Origin of the sequence: Williamsia sp. CHRR-6, from assembly GCF_018474015.1 — a bacterium.
Taxonomy (GTDB): Bacteria; Actinomycetota; Actinomycetes; order Mycobacteriales; family Mycobacteriaceae; genus Williamsia_A.
In genome coordinates, this window is sequence record NZ_JAHCSG010000003.1 from 560,506 (window position 1) to 584,086 (window position 23,581).

23 protein-coding genes are annotated in these 23,581 nt (G+C 66.1%); 12 read left to right on the top strand and 11 right to left on the bottom strand.

The window, feature by feature from the left end:
• Window positions 1-10: 10 nt before the first annotated feature.
• Window positions 11-1,411, top strand: a complete 1,401-nt coding sequence (locus tag KIK15_RS11490; RefSeq protein WP_214244479.1) for a wax ester/triacylglycerol synthase domain-containing protein — start codon at window positions 11-13, stop codon at window positions 1,409-1,411.
• Between the two features lie 59 nt (window positions 1,412-1,470).
• On the opposite strand, the gene KIK15_RS11495 is transcribed toward KIK15_RS11490, so the two are convergent.
• Window positions 1,471-2,010, bottom strand: a complete 540-nt coding sequence (locus KIK15_RS11495; protein ID WP_214244480.1) for a hypothetical protein — start codon at window positions 2,008-2,010, stop codon at window positions 1,471-1,473.
• A gap of 131 nt (window positions 2,011-2,141) precedes the next feature.
• On the opposite strand from KIK15_RS11495, the gene KIK15_RS11500 reads away from it, so the two are divergent.
• The 4 genes from KIK15_RS11500 to KIK15_RS11515 all read left to right on the top strand — a co-directional run bounded on the left by KIK15_RS11500 (window position 2,142) and on the right by KIK15_RS11515 (window position 7,540).
• Window positions 2,142-2,747 (top strand): TetR family transcriptional regulator, encoded by a 606-nt coding sequence (locus KIK15_RS11500; protein WP_214244482.1) that lies wholly within the window; start codon window positions 2,142-2,144, stop codon window positions 2,745-2,747.
• Between the two features lie 53 nt (window positions 2,748-2,800).
• On the top strand, window positions 2,801-5,098 hold the full coding sequence (locus KIK15_RS11505) for an MMPL family transporter (RefSeq protein ID WP_214244483.1): 2,298 nt from the start codon (window positions 2,801-2,803) through the stop codon (window positions 5,096-5,098).
• A gap of 130 nt (window positions 5,099-5,228) precedes the next feature.
• Entirely contained in the window at window positions 5,229-6,515 is a 1,287-nt protein-coding gene (gene tgt / locus KIK15_RS11510) for a tRNA guanosine(34) transglycosylase Tgt (RefSeq protein ID WP_214244484.1), read from the top strand.
• A 107-nt stretch (window positions 6,516-6,622) separates the two neighbouring features.
• Complete coding sequence (locus KIK15_RS11515; protein WP_214244487.1) at window positions 6,623-7,540, top strand: hypothetical protein; 918 nt, start codon at window positions 6,623-6,625, stop codon at window positions 7,538-7,540.
• A gap of 101 nt (window positions 7,541-7,641) precedes the next feature.
• Here KIK15_RS11515 and KIK15_RS18615 read toward each other — a convergent pair whose 3' ends face one another.
• Window positions 7,642-8,337 (bottom strand): RDD family protein, encoded by a 696-nt coding sequence (locus KIK15_RS18615; RefSeq protein ID WP_307851845.1) that lies wholly within the window; start codon window positions 8,335-8,337, stop codon window positions 7,642-7,644.
• Between the two features lie 100 nt (window positions 8,338-8,437).
• Window positions 8,438-9,364, bottom strand: a complete 927-nt coding sequence (gluQRS, locus tag KIK15_RS11525; RefSeq protein ID WP_214244489.1) for a tRNA glutamyl-Q(34) synthetase GluQRS — start codon at window positions 9,362-9,364, stop codon at window positions 8,438-8,440.
• A gap of 103 nt (window positions 9,365-9,467) precedes the next feature.
• Between gluQRS and KIK15_RS11530 the strand changes: the two genes are divergently transcribed.
• The 6 genes from KIK15_RS11530 (at window position 9,468) to KIK15_RS11555 (ending at window position 14,092) form a co-directional block, all read left to right on the top strand.
• Window positions 9,468-9,827 carry a hypothetical protein gene (locus KIK15_RS11530; RefSeq protein ID WP_214244491.1) on the top strand — a complete coding sequence of 120 codons (360 nt, stop codon included), beginning with the start codon at window positions 9,468-9,470 and terminating at the stop codon, window positions 9,825-9,827.
• An 81-nt stretch (window positions 9,828-9,908) separates the two neighbouring features.
• Complete coding sequence (locus KIK15_RS11535) at window positions 9,909-10,463, top strand: GNAT family N-acetyltransferase (protein WP_214244493.1); 555 nt, start codon at window positions 9,909-9,911, stop codon at window positions 10,461-10,463.
• 107 nt (window positions 10,464-10,570) lie between these two features.
• Window positions 10,571-11,116 carry a hypothetical protein gene (locus KIK15_RS11540; protein ID WP_214244495.1) on the top strand — a complete coding sequence of 182 codons (546 nt, stop codon included), beginning with the start codon at window positions 10,571-10,573 and terminating at the stop codon, window positions 11,114-11,116.
• 115 nt (window positions 11,117-11,231) lie between these two features.
• Entirely contained in the window at window positions 11,232-12,272 is a 1,041-nt protein-coding gene (locus KIK15_RS11545; protein WP_307851846.1) for an ATP-dependent DNA ligase, read from the top strand.
• Between the two features lie 210 nt (window positions 12,273-12,482).
• Complete coding sequence (locus KIK15_RS11550; protein WP_214244497.1) at window positions 12,483-12,878, top strand: hypothetical protein; 396 nt, start codon at window positions 12,483-12,485, stop codon at window positions 12,876-12,878.
• A 152-nt stretch (window positions 12,879-13,030) separates the two neighbouring features.
• Window positions 13,031-14,092 (top strand): DNA polymerase domain-containing protein, encoded by a 1,062-nt coding sequence (locus tag KIK15_RS11555; RefSeq protein ID WP_214244499.1) that lies wholly within the window; start codon window positions 13,031-13,033, stop codon window positions 14,090-14,092.
• Window positions 14,093-14,105: 13 nt separating this feature from the next.
• Here the strand turns inward: KIK15_RS11555 and KIK15_RS11560 are convergent, their stop codons facing one another.
• The 8 genes from KIK15_RS11560 to KIK15_RS11595 form a co-directional block, all read right to left on the bottom strand.
• Window positions 14,106-14,531, bottom strand: coding sequence for a hypothetical protein (locus KIK15_RS11560; protein WP_214244501.1), 426 nt, complete (start codon window positions 14,529-14,531; stop codon window positions 14,106-14,108).
• Window positions 14,532-14,852: 321 nt separating this feature from the next.
• Window positions 14,853-15,326, bottom strand: coding sequence for a Dps family protein (locus tag KIK15_RS11565; protein ID WP_214244503.1), 474 nt, complete (start codon window positions 15,324-15,326; stop codon window positions 14,853-14,855).
• A 103-nt stretch (window positions 15,327-15,429) separates the two neighbouring features.
• Window positions 15,430-16,023: a hypothetical protein gene (locus tag KIK15_RS11570; protein ID WP_214244505.1), complete on the bottom strand. Its 594-nt coding sequence runs from the start codon at window positions 16,021-16,023 to the stop codon at window positions 15,430-15,432.
• Between the two features lie 124 nt (window positions 16,024-16,147).
• Window positions 16,148-16,900, bottom strand: coding sequence for an isocitrate lyase/phosphoenolpyruvate mutase family protein (locus KIK15_RS11575; protein WP_214244507.1), 753 nt, complete (start codon window positions 16,898-16,900; stop codon window positions 16,148-16,150).
• Window positions 16,901-16,958: 58 nt separating this feature from the next.
• On the bottom strand, window positions 16,959-17,414 hold the full coding sequence (locus KIK15_RS11580) for a Rieske (2Fe-2S) protein (protein ID WP_214244508.1): 456 nt from the start codon (window positions 17,412-17,414) through the stop codon (window positions 16,959-16,961).
• A gap of 98 nt (window positions 17,415-17,512) precedes the next feature.
• A complete protein-coding gene (locus KIK15_RS11585; RefSeq protein ID WP_214244510.1) occupies window positions 17,513-18,694 on the bottom strand; it encodes an acyl-CoA dehydrogenase family protein in 1,182 nt (393 codons plus the stop codon).
• The gene (locus KIK15_RS11590) at window positions 18,691-20,817 is read right to left on the bottom strand and encodes an acetyl-CoA carboxylase biotin carboxylase subunit (RefSeq protein ID WP_214244512.1); all 2,127 of its coding nucleotides are present in this window, start codon (window positions 20,815-20,817) and stop codon (window positions 18,691-18,693) included. The genes KIK15_RS11585 and KIK15_RS11590 overlap by 4 nt, the downstream gene beginning before the upstream one ends.
• A 10-nt stretch (window positions 20,818-20,827) precedes the next feature.
• Window positions 20,828-22,423 (bottom strand): carboxyl transferase domain-containing protein, encoded by a 1,596-nt coding sequence (locus tag KIK15_RS11595; protein ID WP_214244514.1) that lies wholly within the window; start codon window positions 22,421-22,423, stop codon window positions 20,828-20,830.
• 115 nt (window positions 22,424-22,538) lie between these two features.
• On the opposite strand from KIK15_RS11595, the gene KIK15_RS11600 reads away from it, so the two are divergent.
• Complete coding sequence (locus tag KIK15_RS11600) at window positions 22,539-23,180, top strand: methyltransferase domain-containing protein (protein WP_307851847.1); 642 nt, start codon at window positions 22,539-22,541, stop codon at window positions 23,178-23,180.
• Window positions 23,181-23,581: the final 401 nt, after the last annotated feature.

Genomic DNA, 23,581 nt, shown 5'->3' on the forward strand with positions numbered 1-23,581 from the left:
CCTGGCCTACGTGGGCGACATAGAGCTCGAGATCCCGGGCGACACCACCAGTGGTCGGCTCGACCCCAAGGACGCCACCTTCTGGTTGTCCTCGCGCGACGGGATGCCGACCGACCAGTACTTTCTGCTGGCTTTCGCCGGCGGCGGACTAGACGCCGAGGCGGTGGCGCGACACATCGACGCACGCATCGAAGCCACACCGGCGCTGCGCAAACGTCTGGTCGACAGTCCCGGCGGCCTGGACTACCCGGTCTGGGTGGCCCAACGGTTACCCCACGCCGACACCTGCACTGCGTTGATCCCCTCCTCGCCCACCTGGTCGGCCACGCTCGATGCGGTCGCCCGCGTGCTGTCGGGCGCGTTGGACGCACAGGTCTCCCCGTGGCAACTGCACGTCGGCACCGACATCGAGGGTGTACCCGGTGTCGACGGACCGGCCACCGTCGTACTGGTGCGGTTCTCCCACGCCCTCACCGACGGGGCCGGTGGAGCTGCACTGGTGCGCGCGATGTTCGCCGTCACACCCGAACCCGGTGACACCGCGGTGGCTGGGATCGCGGCAGCAGCCACACGGTCTCGCGCGGTGACCGCGCTGGGGGACCTGGGCCGTGGGTTGGTTCGCGGGCTGCGGCTGCCGGGCGGGCTGATCAGCGCGATGCGGGCGGGTAGACGCATGAATGCGCGCATCGAGGTGGCCACGACAACAGTGGCACCCGCCCTGTCGTACTCGGCGGCACCCGGCCCGCACCGGCACCTGTCGGTCATCCCGATCGACCTCGACCGGCTGCGTCGATCGGGGTTCACGGTCACCGAAACGGCTCTCGCGGCCATCTCGCTGGCCATGCAACGCTACGCCGAGGAACGCGGGGAGGACCCCTCGGCCCTGGGCGCCCATGTCACCGTGGCGGTGGACAAGGACACCGCCTGGCACGGCGAGAACAGGTTTCTGCCTGCGCTGATCTCACTGTCGGCGAACGTCACCCCACCGGATCGGGCCGCCGCCATCCGGTCGTCGTTGCGCCGCGAACGTGCTCGGCTCCGCGACCCGGACATGACCAGCATGGTCCGGCTGGCCGAGGTGGTGCCCCGTCCGATCCTCACCGCGGTGAGCCGACGCTCTGCGCGCGACCAACGATCTGCGGGTCGGCGAGCCGCCCGTGGCGCCGGCACTGCACCCACCGTGCACACCTCGTTCACCAGCCTGCGCTGCGGGGACGGACAGTTGTCGGTGGGCGACGCGCCACTGGCGCTCATCGCCGGGTTCCCGGTGCTCTCATCGCACGTCGGGGTAGGGCACGGCCTCTACGGTGCCGGTCCGATGCTGACGCTGAGTGTGTTGTCGGCCCCGGAGAACATCGTCGAGCGCGACCGCTATCGGGAGCTGCTGACCGAGGCCCTGGCCGAGATCTGACCGAAGTATGGGGATCTGACCGAATATGAGGATCTGATCGGGTATCGGGATCCGACCGATCACTGGGGCACGAACCCGAAGGAATCGCCGCCGCGCGCGCAGCGGGCCAACACTCCGGGGGTGCTCGACAGATCGCAGCTCCAGCCCGCCACCTGTTGAGGACGACCGGTCGAGATGAGCGGCCCGTAGCTGCGCGCCACCGGCATCACCACCGCGCATCCCACCCGACTGCCGGGGAACACGATCACCCGCAGCGCACCCTCGGGTCCGTTGGCGGTGTCGCATCGGATGCCCGCGATGACCGGCGCCTGCTTGCCCGGCGGCACGTTCTGCGCCGGCGGCAGGTTGGGTCCGGGCACGGTCTCGGCGTCGGGATCAGACCCGGCGGGCGCTTCGGAGCTGCCCGGCGCTTCCGACGCCGGTACGTCGGACGGCGCCGGCGGCGACGGCGAAACCGGTTGCGCCACAGAAGAAGAAGCGTCGCCCGCGGGTGGTTTCGACGCACCGTCACCACCATCGGACCCACATCCGGTCACGCCGAGCGTGAGCGCCAACGACATCGCGGCCACCGCTGCACCCGTGCCGTGTGTCCATCGCATGCGGCCACCGTAGCGAACTGATGGTTGGGGGCCCAGCCGTCACGGTTGCCACGACGACGGTGAGCCCCATCACTTTTTTGCATGACACTGCAATCTTGCGGGTGTGTGCAATTTTGCCTACGGTTGCACGTATGTCTTCCACCGGCCTCCGTGAGACGAAGAAAGCGGCCACCCGCGACGCATTGGCCCGCGCAGTGGTCCGGTTGTCGGCACAACGCGGTTTCGACGCGGTGTCGGTCGAGGCGGTCGCGGCCGAGGTGGGCGTGTCGGCCCGCACCTTCCACAATTACTTCGCCAGCAAGGACGATGCGCTGCGGGCCTTCATGGAGACGATCCTCAACCGCATCCTGCTGGCGTTGGAGGCCCGACCGGCCGACGAGGGGTTCTTCGACTCCGCGACGGCAGCGTTCATGGAGGTCATCAGCGATCCCGGCGAGAACCCTGAGGAACTCGTTCAGCTCATGACCTTGATGGACACCGAGCCCTCCCTGGTGCTCAACAGGGACGCCGGCGCGAACGACCTCATCACCAGATTCGACGAACTGTGTGCACAGCGTTCGACCGGTCCGCACGGCCTCCTTTACACCCGACTCGTTCTCGGATGTGCAGGCATCGCCGCGCGTGTTGCATTTCAGCAACTAAACGAAACAGGCGGCATGAACGACGTACTGGCCACGTTGCAGCACGCATTCGACCACCTACGTACTGGCTTGGCGACGGCGCCTGACCATCGGTAACCGACAAAGAAACATCTCCTGCGCGGCACCTGCCGCCCGACAAGGAAGTGATCATGGCTACATACCTGTATCGAATCGGTCGTTGGTCGTACACCAACCGGTTCAAGATGATCGGTATCTGGGTGCTTGTCCTGGTCGGCATGGGAGTCGCCGCGGCCACACTGTCCGGGCCGACCAGCAACACCTTCACCATTCCAGGCATCCCGTCCGAAAGGGCGCAGACCAAGCTGGTCGAGAAGTTCCCCGACAAGGTCAAGTTCACCGAGGACATCTCGGTGCGATACACGATCAAAGCCCCTGACGGCCAGAATCTGACTGACCCCAGATACCAACAGGCAATCAACACCTTGGTCGAACAAGCCAAGAAGATCGACGACGTCAAGAACCCCGAGACGATCATCAACCCGTTCACCGCGCCGGTCCCGGCCACCCCGCCGAGCAAGGATCTGCTGGCCTTCGGGCCGATCAACGAGCAGGCCACGGCCGCCCAGATCCAGGTCTCGCTGAACAAGACCACACCATCAGACGTCACCGAGCGGACCCACCAGCAGATCGACAACGTCGCCAAGGAAGCACGCAAGTCCGGGCTCACCGTCGAGATGACCGGCCTGGCTCTCAAACTGCCCAAGATCGAAGCGACCTCTGAGCTGATCGGTGTCGCCGTGGCCATCGTCGTCATGATCGTGACCTTCGGTTCGTTCGTCGCGTGGGGGATGCCGCTCATCACCGCCCTGATCGGTCTCACGATCGGCGTGCTGGGCATCACCACCGCCACCGGCTTCGTCGATCTGGCACGCGAGACCCCGATCCTGGCGACGATGATCGGTCTGGCCGTCGGTATCGACTACGCGCTATTCATCGTGTCCCGGTACCGCCACGAGTTGCGCAAGAACTCCGATCCCGCCGAGGCGGCCGGCCGGGCCGTCGGGACCGCAGGCAGCGCCGTGGTGTTCGCCGGTCTCACCGTGTTGATCGCGCTGGCCGCGCTGTCGGTGGTGAAGATCCCGTTCCTGACGGCGATGGGTCTGTCGGCAGCGGGCACCGTGTTCGTCGCGGTGTTGGTCGCGTTGACCCTGCTTCCCGCCGTGCTCGGACTGTTTGGAACCAAGGCGTTCGCCGGCACCGTGCCGGGCGTCAACCCGCCCGACACCGACCGCCGAGTGGAGCGCGAGGCCCAAGGTCGACTCGGGGCCGCACACCGATTCGTCGGTCGCGTCATCAAGCACCCGGGGGTGGCCCTGGTCTTGGCGGTGGTCGTTCTCGGAGTGATCGCCGGACCGATGGTCAACCTGAAGTTGGCGCTGCCCGACGACGGCTTCAACGACCCGTCCACCACACAGCGCAAGGCCTACGACATCGTCAGCGACGAGTTCGGCGCCGGCCGCAACGGCGTCATCGCCGTGGTCGCCGACGGCTCGAAGGTGGCCGATCCCCAGCAGCGGGTGCAGGCCTACGAACGTCTCGTCACCGAGGTGAAGGCGCTCAAGAACGTCCGAGCGGTGCTCATCGCGCCGACCGACGTCACCGCCAACAAGGACACCGCGGTGATCACCATCGAGCCGACCACCGGCCCCAGCAGCGACGCCACCCATGACCTGGTGTCCGACATCCGGGACCAGGAGGCGTCGTTCACCCAGGCCACCGGGGTCACCTACGGGGTGACCGGGCAGACCGCGATCGCCGACGACGTGTCGCAGCGGCTGGCTGACTCGCTGGCGCCGTATCTGGCGATCGTCGTCGGGCTGGCATTCATCCTGTTGGTGGCGGTGTTCCGCTCGATCCTGGTCCCGCTGACCGCAGCATTGGGCTTCCTGCTCAGCGTGGTGGCCACCTTCGGTGCCACGGTCGCGGTGTTCCAGGAAGGTCACCTGGGCCTGACCGGCAATCCACAGCCGATCGTCAGCTTCTTGCCGATCTTCCTCATCGGCATCGTGTTCGGTTTGGCGATGGACTACCAGGTGTTCCTGGTGACTCGGATGCGCGAGGCCTACGTGCACGGCGCCTCTCCGACCGAGGCCGTGCGTGAGGGCTTCACCCACGGGGCCCGCGTGGTCACCGCAGCCGCGTTGATCATGACCTCGGTGTTCGCCGCGTTCGTGCTGCAGGAGAACACACTGATCAAGTCGATGGGCTTCGCGCTGGCCGCGGCCGTGGTCTTCGACGCCTTCCTGGTGCGCATGGTGGCCATCCCGGCCGCATTGTCGCTGATGGGAGACAAGGCCTGGTGGATCCCCACGTGGCTCGACCGCATCCTGCCCGACGTCGACGTCGAGGGCGACAAGCTCAACCGCTACCTCGAGACGCGAAACGGCGCAGTGTCGCAGCGCGAGGACGACCGCGTGCAGGTCTAGGCCGCACCGCACGCTCGATCGGACGCCCGCATTCACCTGAGTGCGGGCGTCGGTCGTCGGCGGGCGTCGGCGATGAGGGCGTGGGTCGTCTGCGGGGGCGACCTGCTGCATCGTGGGATGATCGCCGGTGATGAGCACTGCACCCGAGGTTTCCCCCAGCGGCTTCACCGTCGGCGCCGAGCTGGCCGGCACGCGTGGTCGAACCGGGGAGATCCACACCCCGCACGGCGACATCGCCACACCCGCTTTCATCCCGGTGGGCACCAAGGCGACGGTGAAAACCGTTCTGCCTGAGGCGGTTGCCGAACTCGGCGCCCAGGCCGTGCTGGCCAACGCCTACCACCTCTACCTGCAGCCGGGGCCCGAGATCGTCGACGCCGCAGGCGGACTCGGCGCGTTCATGAACTGGCCCGGACCCACCTACACCGACAGCGGCGGCTTCCAGGTGATGTCGCTGGGCGTGGGGTTCAAGAAGGTCATCTCGATGACCGCCGGCGACCCGACCCTCACCCCCGACGACGACAGCATCGCCCCGGGCAAAGAACGGCTGGCGCGGGTGGACGACGACGGCGTCACCTTCAAGTCCCACCTCGACGGCTCCACCCACCGGTTCACCCCGGAGGTGTCGATGCAGATCCAACATCAGCTGGGCGCCGACATCATCTTCGCCTTCGACGAGCTGACCACATTGATGAACACCCGCTCGTACCAGGAGAACTCGCTGGAACGCACCCGGCTGTGGGCCATTCGCTGTCTGGCTGAACACAATCGGCTCAACGCCGCGCGCAGTCATCGTCCCCCGCAGGCCCTGTGGGGTGTGGTGCAGGGTGCGCAGTACGAGGACCTGCGCCGCAAGGCCGCGCGCGACCTGGCCGAGTTGAGCAAGCGCGATACGGATTCCGGCGGACGCGGTTTCGGCGGTTACGGGATCGGGGGCGCGCTGGAGAAGCAGAACCTCGGCCAGATCGTCGGATGGGTGAACGACGAGCTGCCGCTCGACGCACCCAAGCACCTGCTGGGGATAAGCGAACCCGACGACATCTTCACCGCCATCGAGGCCGGGATCGACACCTTCGACTGTGTGTCGCCCTCGCGGGTGGCCCGCAACGGTGCCATCTACTCCTTCGACGGCCGCTACAACGTGACCAACCGACGCTTCCGTGACGACTTCGGTCCGCTGGATCCCGAGTTGCACAACTACACGTCGAACTACAGCCGCGCCTACATCCACCACCTGTTCAAGGCGAAGGAGGGTCTCGCGGCCACCTTGTGCACCATCCACAACGAGCACTTCATCGTCACGCTGGTCGATCGCGCGCGGCGAGCCATCATCGACGGCACGTATCGGGAGTACCGCGACGGCTTCCTGGCCCGGTACTACGCCGGCACAGGTGGTCCGACCGGCCAGGTTGGCTGAACAGGTACGCAGGCGTCGCCCCTGATCACTAGTGTTGGCACCCGATGGGGGCGCTTTGCCACAGCCGCGCGCTCATCGGCCACTGGAATCGACAACCAAGGGACGACATGACCAGCTATCCGCCGCCCGGGAACGACCCCAACGCTGTGCCCGATCCCAGCCAGAAGCCTGGCGCGTACCCGCCACCCGTCCCGGGTGGTCAGCCACCGTCGGCGCCCGGCAGCTATCCACCGCCGCCCGGCAGTTATCCACCGCCGGCAGGCAGCTATCCACCGCCGGCAGGCAATTATCCACCGCCGGGCAACTACCCACCGCCTGCGCCCGGCACCTATCCACCTCCGACCGAACAGTTTGCGGCCCAGGGCTTTCCGCCGCCTCCGCCGCAGTTCGGTGAGTACCAGCAGCCGCCGGAGCTGTCGGTGGGTGCGGCACTGTCGTACGCCTTCAACAAGTTCAAGGCCAATCCGGCCACCTGGATCGTGCTCACCGTCGTCTTCGTCGTCGCCTCAGGAATCGCGCAGCTCCCATCGATCGTCGTGGACTCGTTCGTGGGGATTGCTGTGAGCCTGGTGCTCGCGCTGGTTGTCTCCTCGGTTCTGCAGCTGCTGTTGGTCCAGGTGTCACTGCGCGAAACCGACGGCACCACACCGCAGATCGCCGACATCTTCGGCATCGGCACGGTGGTGGCCGCGCTCCCGGTGGCGCTGTCGGTGGTGGTGATCAGTGAGATCGGCCTGCTCCTGTTCATCATCCCAGGCATCGTGGCCACCTTCCTGCTGTGGTTCTCCACCTACTTCGCTCTCGACAAGCGCACCAGCGTCGGTGATTCACTGAAGAACAGTTTCCAACTGGTGTCGGCCAACATCGGGCCTCTGCTGCTGCTGGCCCTGGCCTCGGTGGCGATCCTGGTGGTGGGACTGTTGCTTTGCGGTGTGGGGCTGTTGGTGGCCGTGCCGCTGGTAGCCATCGCCAACGCGTACGCGTTCCGTTCCCTCACCGGCGGGGTGATCAGTCCCGCTGCCTGATCGGCTCGGCCCACGCCGACCCACAGGTCACGAAACGACGGATCCCGCCGCCCGAACGTGCTGGGCGGCGGGATCTTTCGTTCGCGGCGACCGGTGGCCGATCAGCGGGTGCGGACCACCTGCGTGCCGCCGGCCATCCTGTCGTGGAAACCCTGCTTGGACGGCGACTGGCTGATGGTGACGCCGAGAGCGATGTAGACCGCCAGGGTGACCAGGAAGCCGAGAATGCCCAGCACGCCCGTCACCAGGCCGGCCAGGAACAGGGGAAGGAACCGCAGCGCGGCCTGGCTGATGCTCGGGTTGCCCCCGGCCGGGCCGACCACTTTCAGCCCCAGGACCTTCTTGCCCACCGTGCTTCCGGTCTTCGCCTCCATCAGCACGTAGTAGGCCGAGGCGGCGACCGCGAGCACCAGGGACAGCGCGATCACCAGACCGACGCTGACGCCAGAGCCATTCGAGGCGTATACACCCACCCCGGCCGCGAAGCTGATGATGAACGTGGGGATGTAGACGATGATGCTGTCGATGATGCGGGCCACCAGTCGGATTCCGGCATCAGCGGGCTGACCGGCGCCACCGTAGATGGGCTGGCCGTATCCACCCTGGCCGTAGGGATCCACCGGAGGCGGCGGCGGGAACGCCCCGGGCTGCTGCGGGTACTGACCCGGCGGCGGATAAGCCCCCGCACCCGGCTGAGCGGGCGGTGGATACGACCCGGGCGCGGGGTACTGGGGTGCAGGGTTGGGCGGCGCACCGTACTGGGGGTCATTGCCTGGGTACTGCTGGGGTCCGCTCACGTGGGGTTCCTCTCCCGACTTTCTCGGCGCACCCACAGCTGGGCACGACCTGGACAGGCGCCCAGTCTAGGACATCGGAGTGGCCGACCGGTGAAACCGGTCACCACATCTCGGCGGGGTCGACGATCCATGGGCCCTGCGGCAGGCGTTGAGGATCGAAGCGAGCCAGCAGCTGTGCTGCACTCGGGGTCTCGTCGGGTCCGGCCAGTCGTAACGAGCGACCGATCAGGCCGCGGATGTGGTCGATGTCGACGCCGACGAGGGCGAGGTCGGCCCTGGTCACGGCGCCGTCGCGTTTGGCCAACCGCACTCCGGCCGGGTTCAGGACCAGCGGAACGTGCACGTAGGTGGGCACATCTGCACCGATCAGAGTGGCCAGGTAGCCCTGGCGGGGACTGGAGGTCAGCAGGTCGTCACCACGCACCACCTGATCCACCCCGCTCGCCGCATCGTCTACCACCACCGCCAGGTTGTAGGCGGCGGTACCGTCGCCACGACGAAGGACGAAATCGTCTACTGCACCGGTGAACTCGCCGATCAACTGATCGACGATGGTGAATCGGCTGGTCTGCGAACGTAATCGGATGGCGGGCGGTTTCCCCGACGCCCGCCGAGCCGCCCTTGCGGAGGCGGTGAGATCGCGGCAGGTCCCCGGGTAGGCGCCGGGCGGGGCGTGCGGGGCCCGGGTCGCGGCGAGGATCTCCTTACGGCTGCACCAACACTCGTAGGTGCGTCCAGCCGCGGTCAGCTCGGCGATGGTGGCGTCGTAGACCTCGGTGCGGCGCGATTGCACCATCACCTCGCCGTCGAAATCGATACCGAGATCGCGCAGGTCGGCCAGCTGACGTTGCGCCACCTCGTGACTGGTCCGATCGTCGAGGTCTTCGATTCGCAGCAGGAACCGGCGGCCGGTGCTGCGGGCGAACATCCACGCCAGCAGCGCGGTACGCAGGTTGCCGATGTGCAGGTCACCAGACGGCGACGGCGCATAGCGGCCGGCGCTGGTACCGCCGCCGGGGGAGTCCATGCCACCGAGACTAGCCAGATGCGCTGTAAGTGAGTAGGACTTACATCTGTCCAGATCTGCCGCTGCCCGCACAATCGCTGGGCCTTCGCACCGGGAGGACACGATGGTCGATCTCGTTGCCACCGTGCTGTTGTTCATGGTCTCCTTCCTCGGAGTGCTGCTCATCCCGATATTGCTTTACACGACAATCTTTTTCACTGACCAAGGCGTGCCCGGGATAGCGCTCTACGGTGTCGTGTTCGCATGGGTGGGGATTCCGACAGCAATCGTGGCGGTACCGATCGCCTGCGTGGTGTGGGCGCTGCGGGCCGACGGTGTCACCTTCTACATCCCCCTCGTGGCGATGGTCGGCCAGGTGGCGGCAGTGGCCGCGATCCTCGAGCTGACCATGGCGCTGGTGACGAAAGGGCTGCGCGACCACGAGAAGGCGAAGGCAGCGCGGGGAGACCTCGCCGAGTCCTGATGCCGGCACGGCGGTACCCATCCACCGTCAGATGACAAGAATTCGGTGGCTATCTGCCCGGCCGGGTCGCACCATGACCTGATGACCACAGTGCACACCGCGCGACTGATCCTGCGGCCATACCGCGACGCCGACGCGCCGCGGGTGCTCGACATCTTGAGCCGACACGAGGTGATCCGATGGCTCGGTGACCCGCCGTATGTCCCGATGCCCGACATCGCCGCCGCCCGGGCGTGGGTGACCAGACAGTGCGACAGTGAGGCATCGGACCCACTGAACTTCCGGCGTGCCATCGAAATTCGCGAGACCGGGGTGGTCGCGGGCACCGTGTTGATCGCACCGGCCGTGCGTAGGGACGGCGGTTTCGTCGGCGAATACGAGGTGGGCTGGCACTTGCACCCGGACTCTACCGGCCACGGCTACGCCACCGAAGCCGCGCGCGCCATCATCGACATGGCCTTCGCCCGCGGCGCCACCGAGCTGTGGTGCGACATGTTCCCCGACAACCACCGTTCGGCTGCGGTCGCCGACCGACTGGGTCTGTCGCTCGTCGGTGTGATGCCCGACCCGTGGTATGAGGGCGATGGCCGCATCTACCGGGTGGCGCGCGAGCAGTGGGAGAACATTCACCCGTAGCTCTGCGCGGTTGAACGGCTGATCGAGCACAGAACATCGCCGTTCTGCCGAACACCGAAATCGGTCATTCTTCTCTTTTCCGAAAGTCGTTGACAAAATTTCCTTTCATGGGCGAGACTCTGGTACGCGCCGTTACCAGCCCAACAAAAGGAGATTCAGTGCGCACTATTTTCAAGCCCATGATCGTGGTTGTCATGTCCCTGATGGTGGGGTTGATGACGACATCCATCGCCAATGCAGTTCCTGGCGGACCAGACGTGACGCGGTTTGACGTCCCGCAGTCCGAGGTGATCGAGCTCAACGATCTGGCCGCTTCGATAGGCTCGCGCGGACTTCCCGAGGGGACGGTCGCATTCGTGACGTCAGGAGCCACCGGCGACACCTTTCCGATCGACGCTGCAGGTCAAAGGCTTGTCGCGGTGGCTCCCGTGGCACCCACCGGCATCATCGACGTGCTGAGGTGTAGCGCTGCCGTCGCCGAGTTCGTCGCCACGAATGTGGTCTTCGTCGCGAAGATCAAGCGTGCCGGCGGAATTGCGAAGGTGGTCAAGCGATTGATTGCCGTCGATTCCAAGACCGATCTCATCAAAGCCTTGAAAGAGATCTTCGAGGTTGCCACCGGTTTCGGTGGCATCGTGAAGAACTGCCTCTGAACAACCGACAACAATGCGTAGCCGACCACCATGCGGTGGTCGGCTACGTGAATTGTTCTCGCGTCTGACCCCATGACCTGTCCGCATCCGTAGAGCCACATGCGAGGATGACCCCGTGGATCTCCCCGTGATGCCTCCGGTGGCGCCGATGTTGGCCAAGGCGGTCGCCGCAGTGCCCGCGCAACCCGCCGATGGCACCGTGTGGTCGCACGAGCCCAAGTGGGATGGGTTCCGCGCATTGATCTTCCGCGACGGTGATGAGGTGGTCATCGGCTCGCGCGGCGGCAAGGACCTGGCCCGATACTTTCCCGAACTCGTCGACGCCGCGCGCGCCGAACTGCCAGAGAAGGTGGTCGTCGACGGCGAGATCGGGGTGCAGGCCCAGATCAACGGGGTGCGTCGCCTCGACTGGGACTCGTTGAGCCAGCGGATACACCCGGCGCAGTCGCGCGTGCAGATGCTGGCCGAGAAGACCCCGGCCATCTTCATCGGCTTCGATGCGCTGGCGCTGGGCCACCGCGATCTGACCGTCGAGACGTTCCCGCATCGTCGCGACGCGTTGACTCAGGCCATCTCCGGCGTCGGCAGACTGCACATCTCGCGCGTCACCACCGACTCCGATGAGGCGCACCGATGGTTCAGCGCCTTCGAAGGTGCGGGCCTCGACGGGGTGGTGAGCAAGCGAATCGACGGGACGTATGTCCCAGGCAAGCGTGAGATGGCGAAGGTGAAACACAAGCGCACTGCCGACTGCGTGGTGGTCGGGTATCGAGTGCACAAGAGCGGCACGGGCGTCGGCTCGATGCTGCTCGGCCTCTACCGGGACGGTGATCTGCGGATGGTCGGCGGGTCGAGTGCCTTCAGCGATGCCACCCGCGTGGAACTCCAGGCTCGGTTCGAGCCGATGCGTCTGGACCCCGATCACAGCGCCCAGGGTGAACCCAATCGGTGGAACGCTGCGGGCACCGGCGAATGGATACCGATCCGACCCGAGCTGGTGGTCGAGGTGGGCTATGACCAGATGGAAAAGGATCGGTTCCGCCATACGGTCACGTTCCAGCGTTGGCGACCCGACCGGGACCCGGTCAGTTGCGGGTACGACCAGCTCGAGGTGCCGCTGACGTATGACCTTTTCGACGTTCTCGGCGCCGAGTGATCGCCATCGACGTACCAATCGATACCGATTCGTAGTCCAGCGGAAAAAGGCCACGTCACATGGGCGACACACCGGCAATTCCGCCAGTCGCATATCGGCAGTTCAATCCGTTGACGGCAATTGTCTGTTTGCTGATGTGAAGATCTGGCGACACCATGCGTGCAGCCCGACCGGCGAACGTTCGGGCATCGATCCGATCAAGGAGCACACATGTTGAAACGTGTAATGACTGCCGGCGCAGCAACCGCCGTTCTCGCCGGGTCCATCGTCGGTGGAGCACTCGTCACCGCAGCGCCTGCAGCCGCGACCGGCGCCGACCGCCTGGCCTGCTACCAGCACCCCGGTGGGACCAACAACGAGCGCTTGGTCTTCACGTTCACCGCGGTCGCGTTCCCCGAACGCCCCGGAACCACTCTCGCTCAGGGACTCTCAGGCTCCATCCAGAAATGGACCGGCCAGCACTACGACTACCTGGACACCATCCCCGGGCTCAGCCCCACCACCGGGTATCCCGACGGCGCCAACGGGGACGTTGCCTGCAGTGCGATCAGCGACGCGAACGGCCTCTTCGACCTGGGCAACTATCGCTACGGCGAGTTCGGCTGACACCCCACACACATCCGACATCGACGAATGCAGCCCCGCCCGCAATCTCACCGGGCGGGGCTGTTGCGTGTCACCATGGCACCCATGAACTGTCGGTCCGACCCCGCACCCTCGACGGGCACCACCATTGATGATCCATCGGCGGCGAACTGATGGCCGCCCGTTCTCCCGCAGAGGAACTCGACGTCGATGGCGTCGCGGTGCGGATGTCGAACCCGGACAAGATCTACTTCCCACAACTCGGTGAAACCGGTGGCCGCAAGCGCGATCTCGTCGGTTACTACCGCAGCGTGGCTCTCGACGGGGCGCTGCTGACCGCGCTGCGTGATCGCCCGACGTTCCTGCAACGGTTTCCCGACGGCATCGACGGCGAGGAGATCTACCAGAAGCGGGTGGCCGCCAAGCGGCCCGAACACGTTGCGGCCACCCACATCACGTTTCCGTCCGGACGCACCGCAGATGCCATGTGTACCACCAGCGCCGCTGACATCGTGTGGGCCGCCAACCTCGGCACGGTCACCTTCCACCCGTGGCCGACCGTGTCCCCCGACAACGATCACCCCGATCAGCTGCGCATCGATCTCGATCCCCAACCCGGAACCGACTTCGACGACGCTCGCCGGGTGGCCATCGACGTGTTGGCACCCGTCTTGGACGAACTCGGCATGACCGGCTATCCGAAAACCTCTGGCGGACGTGGCATTCACGTGTATGTCCCGATCGTCCCCCGGTGGGACTTCATCGCCACGCGCCGCGCGATCATCGCCTTGGCGCGCGAGCTGGAGCGGCGAGATCCGACGCGAGTGACCACCTCGTGGTGGAAAGAGGATCGGGGACAACGGATCTTCATCGACTTCAATCAGGCCGCCCGCGATCGGACGATGGCCTCGCCGTATTCGGCACGCCGCACTCCGATCGCCACGGTGTCGACCCCGCTGACCTGGGAGGAGCTGACCGTCGCAGAGCCGGACGACCTCACCATCGCCACCGTGCCCGACCTGCTGCGCACACGACCCGACCCGATGGCCGCCATGACGGACCATCGGGTCGGGTTGGAACCATTGCTGGAGTGGGTGACTCGAGATGACGCCGAGGGCTTGGGCGACCTGCCCTATCCCCCGAGCTACCCGAAGATGCCCGGCGAACCACCCCGCGTGGCGCCGAGTCGAAAAGTCGACGCGCACTGGGACAGTCAGGGCAACCGGATCTCGTGACCCCGCTCGCTGATCAGCCGAAGGCGCCGATCAGGTAGCCGTCGAGCTGGCCGCCGAGGAAGAAGCTGTTCGCCAGGACAGTGCACAGGTTGCCGGCGTTGCCGGTCTGGTAACCGATTGACGGCGGCACAGTCCGCGTCACGCCGGTGTCGGCGTAGAAGCTACCGTTCCAGTTCTGCACGGTGGCCACCAGATTGCCTTGGGTGAGTGATTTGCCGCCTGTGCCCACGGTGTCGGCAAAGTTCAGCTTGAGGCGCGAGCCATTGTTGCCGGCGCTCTTGTAGCAGTACACAGTGCGGGCGCTCGAGGCGGACGGCGTGCCCGTGGCAGTGGGATTGGTGGCGGCTGAAGCCGAACCGGCGCCGACGGCAACAATGCCCGCTGCGGCTCCGGAAACCAGGGCGGCTGCGGTGAGAACGGATGCAGTGCGTTTGAACATGTGAGGCTCCTCGAATCAATGCGATCTTGTGTGCCGGCGGTTGTTGTCGACCACTTCATTGAATGCAAGACGGCCCCACTCGGCAACGGGAACAAACCGGACAAATGATTCAAACGGAATGGGATTCTTGCACGCATCGCCCTGCTCACCTGCGCAGACTCATCCTGGTGGAGGTATCTGATATCGGTTCAATAAACAATGTGCGTGCGCACTGCCTATTGATCCGCTCAGTCTTGAGAGGTATTTCGCAATCCCAGAAATATAACAACCCGGCCGCTTTTCGCGGCCGGGTTGTCACGGTTGTATTGCGCCTGTCGAGAGTCAGGCGAGCTGAACCTGCCACATCCAGTGAGCCTTTTCCAGCTCAGCGGTGATCTCGATGAACAAATCCTGGGTGACCGGATCGGCGACTTCGGTGTCCTTGATACGCACCCGCATACGCTCGATGATCACGCCCAGGTTGTCGGTGATCGCCTCGACAACTGCGCGGTCCTTGGTCCATCCGGCCTCGTAACCCTTGAGCCCCGACCCAGACGTCACCGTGGCCGCTCGCCCATCCGGTGCCACGCCGATCGCGGTGGACCGTTCGGCGACCATGTCGTAGTAGTTGCGCGCAGTGTCCACCAGCTCATCCAGCGACTGGTGCAGCGGCACGAAGTCCTTGCCGATCACAGTCCAGTGGGCCTGCTTGCCGATCAGCGACAGATCGATCAGATCGACCAGCGCTCCCTGCAACGCATCAGCGGTGATCTTCTGGTTCTCGGTGTTCAGAGTGGTGCTCACGGGGTTGGTCACAGTTACCTCCTGGAGTGGATGTCATACACCAGTCTCCAGGCTTTCTGGACTCAGTCAAGAAAGGAATGCCTAAGCTGTCTTCCCTGTGCGGGCGCCATCGGGCTCAGTTGAAGAAGCGGTGAATCGCCTCGTCCCACATCCGATCGCGCCGCTGATCGAAGCGATCTCGGATCCACCCGAGCCCAGCGAACAGCAACGACAGCACCACCCCGAACAACACCACGACCACGGCCACCGCAGTCACCCCGGCGTCGGCCGCGAGCGGATACGGCGCAGTGGGCACACCGTCGGAGTTCACCGTCAACGGGATCTTGCTACCCGCCGGAGTACCCGGCACGACGGGGATCAGGCCGTCGTGCCGGGTGCCACCGAGTTGCCAATGCGCAGGCACCTTGTTGAGGCGATCGGCCCCCATCGTCGAGCTGACCGGGGTGACGGCAGCCGCGTCCCTGTCGGTCACCGCAGTCACCAGGGTCACCGCAGGTCGCGCACCGGTGTCGTCGCGCGACTGCCAGATCATCACCCCCGGCACCACGGTCAACGGCAACAAGACCAACGCCACGGTGATCATTAGCCGTCGGGCTCGCGCCTCGGCGAGGTCGACGCCGCGCACCAACGGGTTGTCGTCAGACCGGATCCTCGCCACATCCGGTGCCGCGCCGATCTTGGGTGACTGCTCGCGATCATCGTCGTACATTGCGGACTCTCTTCTCGGGCGGTCTCTTGCGACAAGTGTGCGATCTGGTAGGACCAACCGCCCCAGTCCGACGATGATTCCACCGTGGCCGAGGTGTGACCTGCGCGTGTGCTGCGAGTGACGTTCAGGCCCAGGGTGCCAACACCTCTGCGGCGCGCTCGGCGAGGACAGCCTGGAACAGCGGACCGAAACTGATCCGCGCCACCCCATAGCCGGCGAGCGTCGCGCGATCATGCTTGATCGGGTGGCCGATGGCGTTGACCGGCTTGGACAGCTCCGAGGTGAGCCGCTGATGTACCTCCGGAGTGTGCAGGCCCACCGGATAGAGCGAGTCGGCACCTGCGTCGGCAGCCAAATTCAACCGCGCGATCGCCCGATCCACGCGGTCGTTCTCATCGCCGATCTGCTTGACGAACAGGTCGGTGCGGGCGTTGATCACCACGTGTACGTCGGTGGCGTCGGAGGCCGCGCGCAGCGCGGCCACGACGTCGGCGTGCTCCTGGGCCTCGCGCAGCCGCCCACCCTCGCTGTGCACGGTGTCCTCGATGTTGAGGCCCACCGCGCCGGCCTCGAGGAGTCCCTCGATCAGCCGCTTGGGGTCTTCGCCGTACCCGGATTCGATGTCGACCGAGATGGGCGCATCCACCGCCGCGGTGATCTGCACGATGCGGGTGAGCAGTTCGTCGAACCTCAGGCCTTCGTTGTCGGGTTTGCCGATCGAGTCCGAGACAGGATGGCTGCCGACGGTGAGCGCGGTGAACCCCGCCGACAGGGCCAGGTTGGCCGACCACGCGTCCCAGACGGTGGGCAGAACCACCGGGTCACCGGGCTGATGGAGGGAAAGGAGCGTAGAAGCCTTCTGGCTCAAAGTGGTCATGTCCGGGATCAACACCGCGCCCCACGGTTCCCATCCGCGTGTCCACCAGGTGGACAGATCAGGATGCGATGACCTTGCCGTTGGTCACCGCGGCCGAGACCTCCTTGAGGCCCTCCTTCGCGGGACCTTCCTTGACGGCGCCGGTGGTGGTGTCGAAGACCGAGTTGTGGCACGGACATACCAGTTTCTTGTCTTCGGGCTTCACCGTGCAGCCTCGATGAGGGCAGACGGCGTTGAACACCTTGGCGGTGGCATCGCCGGTACGCACCACCAGACCGGGATCGCCGCCGGCGAGTTCGACCGCCACGGCCCCGCCCACCGGGATGTCGGCCAAAGTCGCCAGGGAGCCATCGGCCGCCGCGCTGGGCTTGGCCGCAGAATCCGAGCCGGACCCGGACTTGTCGTCGTCGTCCCCATCGGAGGACGAACACGCAGCAAGGACCATCAGCCCGGCGCCACCGGCGCCGAGGGCGAGAGCAGTCCGACGGGTTACCGAGGTGATCTCTTCAGCCATGAAGTCAGCGTAGCGGCCGAATCCTGCGCCGGGGACGCTAACGCGATCTTGTGACGGTTTCCCGCCTTTGGTCACGAAATGGTGTCCCGCTGTCCCTCCTACAGTCCGAGCTCGCGGGCGATCAGCATCAGCTGCACCTGGGTGGTGCCCTCGCCGATCTCGAGGATCTTGCTGTCGCGGTAGTGCCGCGACACCACGTATTCGTTCATGAAGCCGTAGCCGCCGTGGATCTGGGTGGCGTCGCGGGCGTTGTCCATCGCCGCCTCCGAGGAGATCAGCTTGGCGATGGCGGCCTGCTGCTTGAACGGTTTACCGGCCAACATCAGCGCCGCCGCGTCGTAGTAAGCGGTCCGGGCGACGTAGGCGCGCGCCTGCATCCGGGCGATCATGAAGGCGATCGACTGGTTGTCGCCGATCACTGATCCGAAGGCGCGACGCTGCGTGGCATACCGGACGCTCTCATCCACACATCCCTGCGCCGCCCCGACGGCCAAAGCTGCGATGGCGATTCGACCCTCATCGAGGATCTGCAGGAAGTTCGCGTAGCCACGTCCCTGCTGCCCCAACAGATGTGCCCGCGGCACCCGCACATCGTCGAAGGTCAGCGGATGGGTGTCCGAGGCGTTCCACCCCACCTTGTCGTAGGCGGGGCCGGCCGTGAACCCAGGGGTGTCGGTGGGTACCAGGATGGTGGAGATCTGTTTGCGGCCGCCCTCTGCCCCGGTCACTGCGGCCACCGTCACCAGCTCGGTGATGTCGGTGCCCGAGTTGGTGATGAACTGCTTGGACCCGTTGATCACCCATTCGTCGCCGTCGAGCACGGCGGTGGTGCGGGTTCCACCGGCATCGCTCCCGGCCTCTGGCTCGGTCAGTCCGAACGCGCCGAGAGCGCGACCAGAGGCCAAGCGCGGCAACCACTCCCGCTTCTGCTCTTCGGTGCCGAACCGGTAGATCGGCATGGCCCCGAGGGACACCGCCGCTTCCAGGGTGATGGCCACACTCTGGTCCACCTTGCCCAGCTCCTCCAGCGCCAGACACAGCGCGAAGTAGTCGCCACCCATGCCGCCGTACTCCTCGGGGAACGGCAGACCGAACAGTCCCATCTCAGCCATTCCCGCCACCACCTCGTAGGGGAACGACCGCTGCGCATCGTGTTTCGCCGACACCGGGGCCACCACCGTCTGCGCGAACTCGCGCACCACAGCGATGAGGTCGGTGTACTCCTGCGACAAGGTGCCGGTGTGCAACGACGGGCTGCTGGTCAGTTCGGGGATGGTCATGTCGGGTTCTCCTCATGGACATCAGGTTTGCGAGCGGCGTCGGGTTGCGGGGGGTGTATGCGTGCGAGCGGTTGCCCGACGCCCACCTGATCGCCGGCGGCCACCAGCAGGTCGACCACCCCGTCGATCGGGGCGGTCAGCGAGTGCTCCATCTTCATCGCCTCCACCACCACCACCACCGTTGCGGCGGTGACGGTCTCACCGTGCTCGGCACCCACCGCGATGACGGTGCCGGGCATCGGACTACGCAGTTCGGTGTCGTCCACCGCTGCAGCCCGTCCGGCGGTCCGGCTCGGGGCCGGGCGCACACAGCGAGCACCAGTCCGGTCGGTGACCCAGGTGGACACGCCGTCGTCGGCGACGTGGTGGCGGGTGCGGTGGCCATCAACGGTCAGCCGCAGCTCGCCGCCCGTCGATTCCCCGCCAACATTCGTTGCCGGGAGCCCAAGCCGAGGGGAATGTGCTCTCGGCGACCACCCAGGGGGACGATTCTCGACGGTGGCGGTCAACGCGACCGGCGGGCCATCGTCCACCGACACCGTTGCCGCCTGTGGTGATCCGGTGATGGCGACGGTGTACGTCTGGTCTGGGTCCACCTGCAGCCGCACCACGGTGGGTGCGCAGGCGCCCAGCGCGCGCCACCCGCTCGGTTGGCCCCACGGGTCGGTGCCGGCGTCGGCCCACCGCGTCAGCCAGTGCAACGCCGCCGCTGCGGTCACCGCCCGCTGCTCATCGGTCCGGGACGGCGGAGGCGGATAGTTCTGAGCGATCCGGTCGAGCAGCGCGGTGTCGAGGTGTCCGGCACGAACCTCGTTGTTGGCCAACAGATGCCGCAGGAACGCCGCGTTGGTCACCACCCCGGGCGTGGCGGTCTGCGCCAGCGCGTCGTCGAGCCGATCCAACGCAGTGGCGCGGTCGGAGCCGTGGGCGATGATCTTGGCCAGCATCGGGTCGTAGTGGCTGCTGATCACCGAGCCGGCCACGATCCCCGAATCCATTCGCACTCCCGGCCCGGACGGCGACAGCACGTCGATCAGAGTGCCGCCGGTGGGGATGAACCCCGCCGCCGGGTCTTCGGCGTAGAGACGGGCCTCGACGGCGTGCCCGCTCAACGTCACGTCGGCTTGATCGATGTCGAGGCGTTCACCGCGGGCCACACGAATCTGCCACTGCACCAGGTCAATTCCGGTCACCAGCTCGGTCACCGGGTGTTCCACCTGCAGGCGGGTGTTCATCTCCATGAAGAAGAACTCGTCGGGGCGGGTGGCCGAGACGATGAACTCGACGGTGCCGGCACCCCGGTAGCCCACGCTGCGCGCGGTGTCGCAGGCGGCGGCTCCGATGCGGGCGCGGGTGGCCGCATCCAGCAGCGGCGACGGTGCCTCTTCGATCACCTTCTGGTGACGACGTTGCAGGCTGCACTCGCGCTCACCGAGGTGGATCACATGACCATGGGCATCGGCGAGGATCTGCACTTCGATGTGCCTGGGCTGCAATACGAATCGTTCCAAGAACAGCGTGTCGTCGCCGAACGACGAGGCGGCCTCCCGGCGGGCCGAGACCAACGCGGCGGCCAACCCGGCCGGGTCGGTCACCACCCGCATCCCTTTGCCGCCACCACCGGCCGACGGCTTGACCAACACCGGGTACCCGACGTCGTCGGCGGCGGCGATCAGCTCGTCGTCGGTGAGACCGGGCCGGGCGATGCCCGGAACCACCGGCACACCGTGGGCGGCGACGGTGTTCTTCGCGGTGATCTTGTCGCCCATCACCGTCATGGCACGAGCGTCCGGGCCGATGAAGATGAGCCCGGCGGCATCGCAGGCAGACACGAAAGACGCGTTTTCCGAGAGGAATCCGTAACCCGGATGGATTGCGTCGGCGCCCGTGGCGCGAGCCGCAGCGATGATGCGGTCGATGTCGAGGTAGCTTTCCCGTGCTGCTGCGGGTCCGATGTGGACGGCCTCGTCGGCTGCGGCCACATGCAGCCCCCCTGCGTCGGCATCTGAGTACACCGCGACAGAGCGAATCCCCATCTGGCGCAACGTTCGACATATGCGGACGGCGATCTCGCCACGGTTGGCGATCAGCACGGTACGGATGGTTCGCGGGTTGTCGGTCATCGTCGTCGCCTCACATCCGAAAGACGCCGTAGGAGACCGGTTCCAGCGGCGCGTTGGCGCACACGCCCAACGCCAGTCCCAGCATGGTGCGGGTGTCGGCGGGGTCGATCACACCGTCGTCCCACAACCGCGCCGTGGAGTAGTACGGGTTGCCCTGGGTCTCGTACTGAGCCCGGATGGGCGCTTTGAACGCCTCGGCGTCAGCATCTGACCATTCCTGGCCCCCGGCACTGAGTTGATCACCACGCACCGTGGCCAATACCGCTGCGGCCTGTTCTCCACCCATCACCGACACCCGCGCGTTGGGCCACATCCACAGGAAACGTGGGGAATACGCGCGGCCACACATCGAATAGTTGCCCGCGCCATAGGACCCGCCGATCACCACCGTCAGCTTGGGGACGCGTGCGCAGGCCACAGCGGTGACCATCTTGGCTCCGTGTTTGGCTATGCCGCCCGCCTCGTACTCACGACCCACCATGAACCCGGAGATGTTCTGCAGGAACACCAGTGGCACCGACCGTTTGTCGCACAACTCGATGAAATGCGCGCCCTTGAGCGCGGATTCACCGAACAGCACCCCGTTGTTGGCGACGATGCCGACGGGATGGCCGTGGATGTGGGCGAAGCCGGTCACCAGGGTGGTGCCGTAGCCGGCCTTGAACTCGTCGAATGCGCCGACCGCACCGTTCGGGTCGGCGTCGACTATGCGGGTGATCACCTCCCGCACGTCGTAGGGCGTGCGCACGTCGATGGGGACCACCTCGTAGAGTTCGCGTTGGTCCACCGCAGCTGGTCGCGCTTGCGCTGTGCGCCAGGGTGTTTCGGCTCGCGGTCCGACGGTGGCGATGATGCGTCGTACTCGATCGAGGGCATCGTGGTCGTCGGCGGCGAGATGATCGGTCACGCCCGACACCGTGGAGTGCAGACTGCCGCCACCGAGTTCTTCGGCGGTCACCACCTCACCGGTCGCCGCCTTCACCAACGGCGGGCCACCGAGGAAGATGGTGCCCTGGTTCTCGACGATCACCGCCTCGTCACTCATGGCGGGCACGTAAGCCCCACCGGCAGTGCATGATCCAAGCACCGCAGCGATCTGCGGGATGCCACGCGCACTCATGGTGGCCTGATTGAAGAAGATCCGACCGAAGTGGTCGCGGTCGGGGAACACCTCGTCTTGGCGCGGTAGGAACGCACCGCCGGAGTCGACGAGGTAGATGCACGGCAGGTGATTGGCCAGCGCAATCTCCTGAGCGCGTAGGTGCTTTTTGACCGTCATCGGGTAGTAGGTGCCGCCCTTGACGGTGGCGTCGTTGGCGACGATCACACACTCGCGACCCGACACCCGCCCGATCCCGCCGATCACCCCGGCCCCAGGGCATTCGTCGTCGTACATGCCGTTCGCGGCGAGCGGCGACAGCTCCAGGAAGGGGCTACCCGGATCGAGCACTGCGGCCACGCGATCGCGGGGCAGCAACTTGCCGCGGGCGACGTGTCGCTCACGGGCTTTCGCCGGTCCGCCGAGCGCTGCTACCGCGGTGCGCTCGCGCAACTCGCCGACGAGCCGTTCGTGCTCGGCGCGGTTGCGTGCGCGATCAAACGGCACGTCGCACTCCCATCTCAGTTAATGAAGAATAACTGACTCTGAGCGTAGAGCCACGCTTCGTGCCGTGTCCAGGGATTCAGTGGCGATGTCGTGGTCTGCCGTTACGGTTGCGCCCGTGCACGACGAGATGGTGAGCGACCTCGACGCTGTCCGCGCCTCCTACGACGCGGTGGCCGACAACTATGTCGACATGGTTGGCGATCCGGGGCCGTGGCAGCGCGTGGCGTTGGAGGCGTTCGCCGAACAGGTTCGTGACGTCGGTCCAGTCCTCGACGCCGGCTGCGGCCCGGGCTGGGTCGCGGGCCTCCTGCACGAGCGCGGCGTGGACGTCTCAGGTGTCGACCTGTCACCCCGGATGGTCGAACACGCTCGTCGCCGACATCCGAGTATCCCGTTCGACGTGGCGTCGGTGACCGATCTGCGTCCCGCTGCGGCATCGCTCGGCGGGGTCCTGGGGTGGTGGTCATGGTTTCATCTGCCGCGGGGCGTGCTCAGAGAGGTGATCGGCACGATGGCTGTTTCGCTGCGTCCTGGCGGTCGGCTACTAATCGCAACCCATTGCGGGAACGGCGAGTTGCGGCGTGCCCGGTGCTACGGCGACGTTCCCGTCGATTGGACGACCCACCTGTACCAACCCGAGGATGTCGCCGCGATGCTGACAGATGCGGGACTACCGGTGGCAGCCGACATCAGGCTGCCCCCCGCGCATCCGGCAGGGTCACCTGCTCTGATCATGTGTGGGGACAAGCCACGTTGAGTGCGTGATCGGGAGCGGCGGGCGAGGCGACGGGCGTCCGGCGGTTCATTCGGCAGTCGCGGTGGGCGCCGACACTGCCCTCGTCGTGATGGTGCAGTCGGACGACAGCGCCGACCAGAACAACGTCGAGACGATCCTCGAAAGCGTCCGTAGCTCGACCCGGTGATCGAGTTCGGGTGATGACCAACGTGTTTGTCGTGGCTGTCTCGCCGCCTTGCTCAATTCGAACGCCTGTTCTGTACTTGACGTACAGTGACTGTGGGAGGGGGTGCAGCATGAGTGGAACACTGATCGAGCAGTACGCGCAGCTGCATGCCCTGCTCGATGACATCGCCGCGGCCACCTCGAATGCATGTTCCGAAGCCGAGGTCGCAGAACTGGCGATCACCCACGAACACGCC

What these genes read in the sequence shown, in the direction of transcription:
- KIK15_RS11495 (WP_214244480.1), bottom strand. Translation starts at nt 2,010, where the DNA reads ATGCGATGGACACACGGCACGGGTGCAGCGGTGGCCGCGATGTCGTTG.
- KIK15_RS11500 (WP_214244482.1), top strand. Translation starts at nt 2,142, where the DNA reads ATGTCTTCCACCGGCCTCCGTGAGACGAAGAAAGCGGCCACCCGCGAC.
- KIK15_RS11505 (WP_214244483.1), top strand. Translation starts at nt 2,801, where the DNA reads ATGGCTACATACCTGTATCGAATCGGTCGTTGGTCGTACACCAACCGG.
- tgt (WP_214244484.1), top strand. Translation starts at nt 5,229, where the DNA reads ATGAGCACTGCACCCGAGGTTTCCCCCAGCGGCTTCACCGTCGGCGCC.
- KIK15_RS11515 (WP_214244487.1), top strand. Translation starts at nt 6,623, where the DNA reads ATGACCAGCTATCCGCCGCCCGGGAACGACCCCAACGCTGTGCCCGAT.
- gluQRS (WP_214244489.1), bottom strand. Translation starts at nt 9,364, where the DNA reads ATGGACTCCCCCGGCGGCGGTACCAGCGCCGGCCGCTATGCGCCGTCG.
- KIK15_RS11530 (WP_214244491.1), top strand. Translation starts at nt 9,468, where the DNA reads ATGGTCGATCTCGTTGCCACCGTGCTGTTGTTCATGGTCTCCTTCCTC.
- KIK15_RS11535 (WP_214244493.1), top strand. Translation starts at nt 9,909, where the DNA reads ATGACCACAGTGCACACCGCGCGACTGATCCTGCGGCCATACCGCGAC.
- KIK15_RS11540 (WP_214244495.1), top strand. Translation starts at nt 10,571, where the DNA reads ATGGGCGAGACTCTGGTACGCGCCGTTACCAGCCCAACAAAAGGAGAT.
- KIK15_RS11550 (WP_214244497.1), top strand. Translation starts at nt 12,483, where the DNA reads ATGTTGAAACGTGTAATGACTGCCGGCGCAGCAACCGCCGTTCTCGCC.
- KIK15_RS11555 (WP_214244499.1), top strand. Translation starts at nt 13,031, where the DNA reads ATGGCCGCCCGTTCTCCCGCAGAGGAACTCGACGTCGATGGCGTCGCG.
- KIK15_RS11560 (WP_214244501.1), bottom strand. Translation starts at nt 14,531, where the DNA reads ATGTTCAAACGCACTGCATCCGTTCTCACCGCAGCCGCCCTGGTTTCC.
- KIK15_RS11570 (WP_214244505.1), bottom strand. Translation starts at nt 16,023, where the DNA reads ATGTACGACGATGATCGCGAGCAGTCACCCAAGATCGGCGCGGCACCG.
- KIK15_RS11575 (WP_214244507.1), bottom strand. Translation starts at nt 16,900, where the DNA reads ATGACCACTTTGAGCCAGAAGGCTTCTACGCTCCTTTCCCTCCATCAG.
- KIK15_RS11580 (WP_214244508.1), bottom strand. Translation starts at nt 17,414, where the DNA reads ATGGCTGAAGAGATCACCTCGGTAACCCGTCGGACTGCTCTCGCCCTC.
- KIK15_RS11585 (WP_214244510.1), bottom strand. Translation starts at nt 18,694, where the DNA reads ATGACCATCCCCGAACTGACCAGCAGCCCGTCGTTGCACACCGGCACC.
- KIK15_RS11590 (WP_214244512.1), bottom strand. Translation starts at nt 20,817, where the DNA reads ATGACCGACAACCCGCGAACCATCCGTACCGTGCTGATCGCCAACCGT.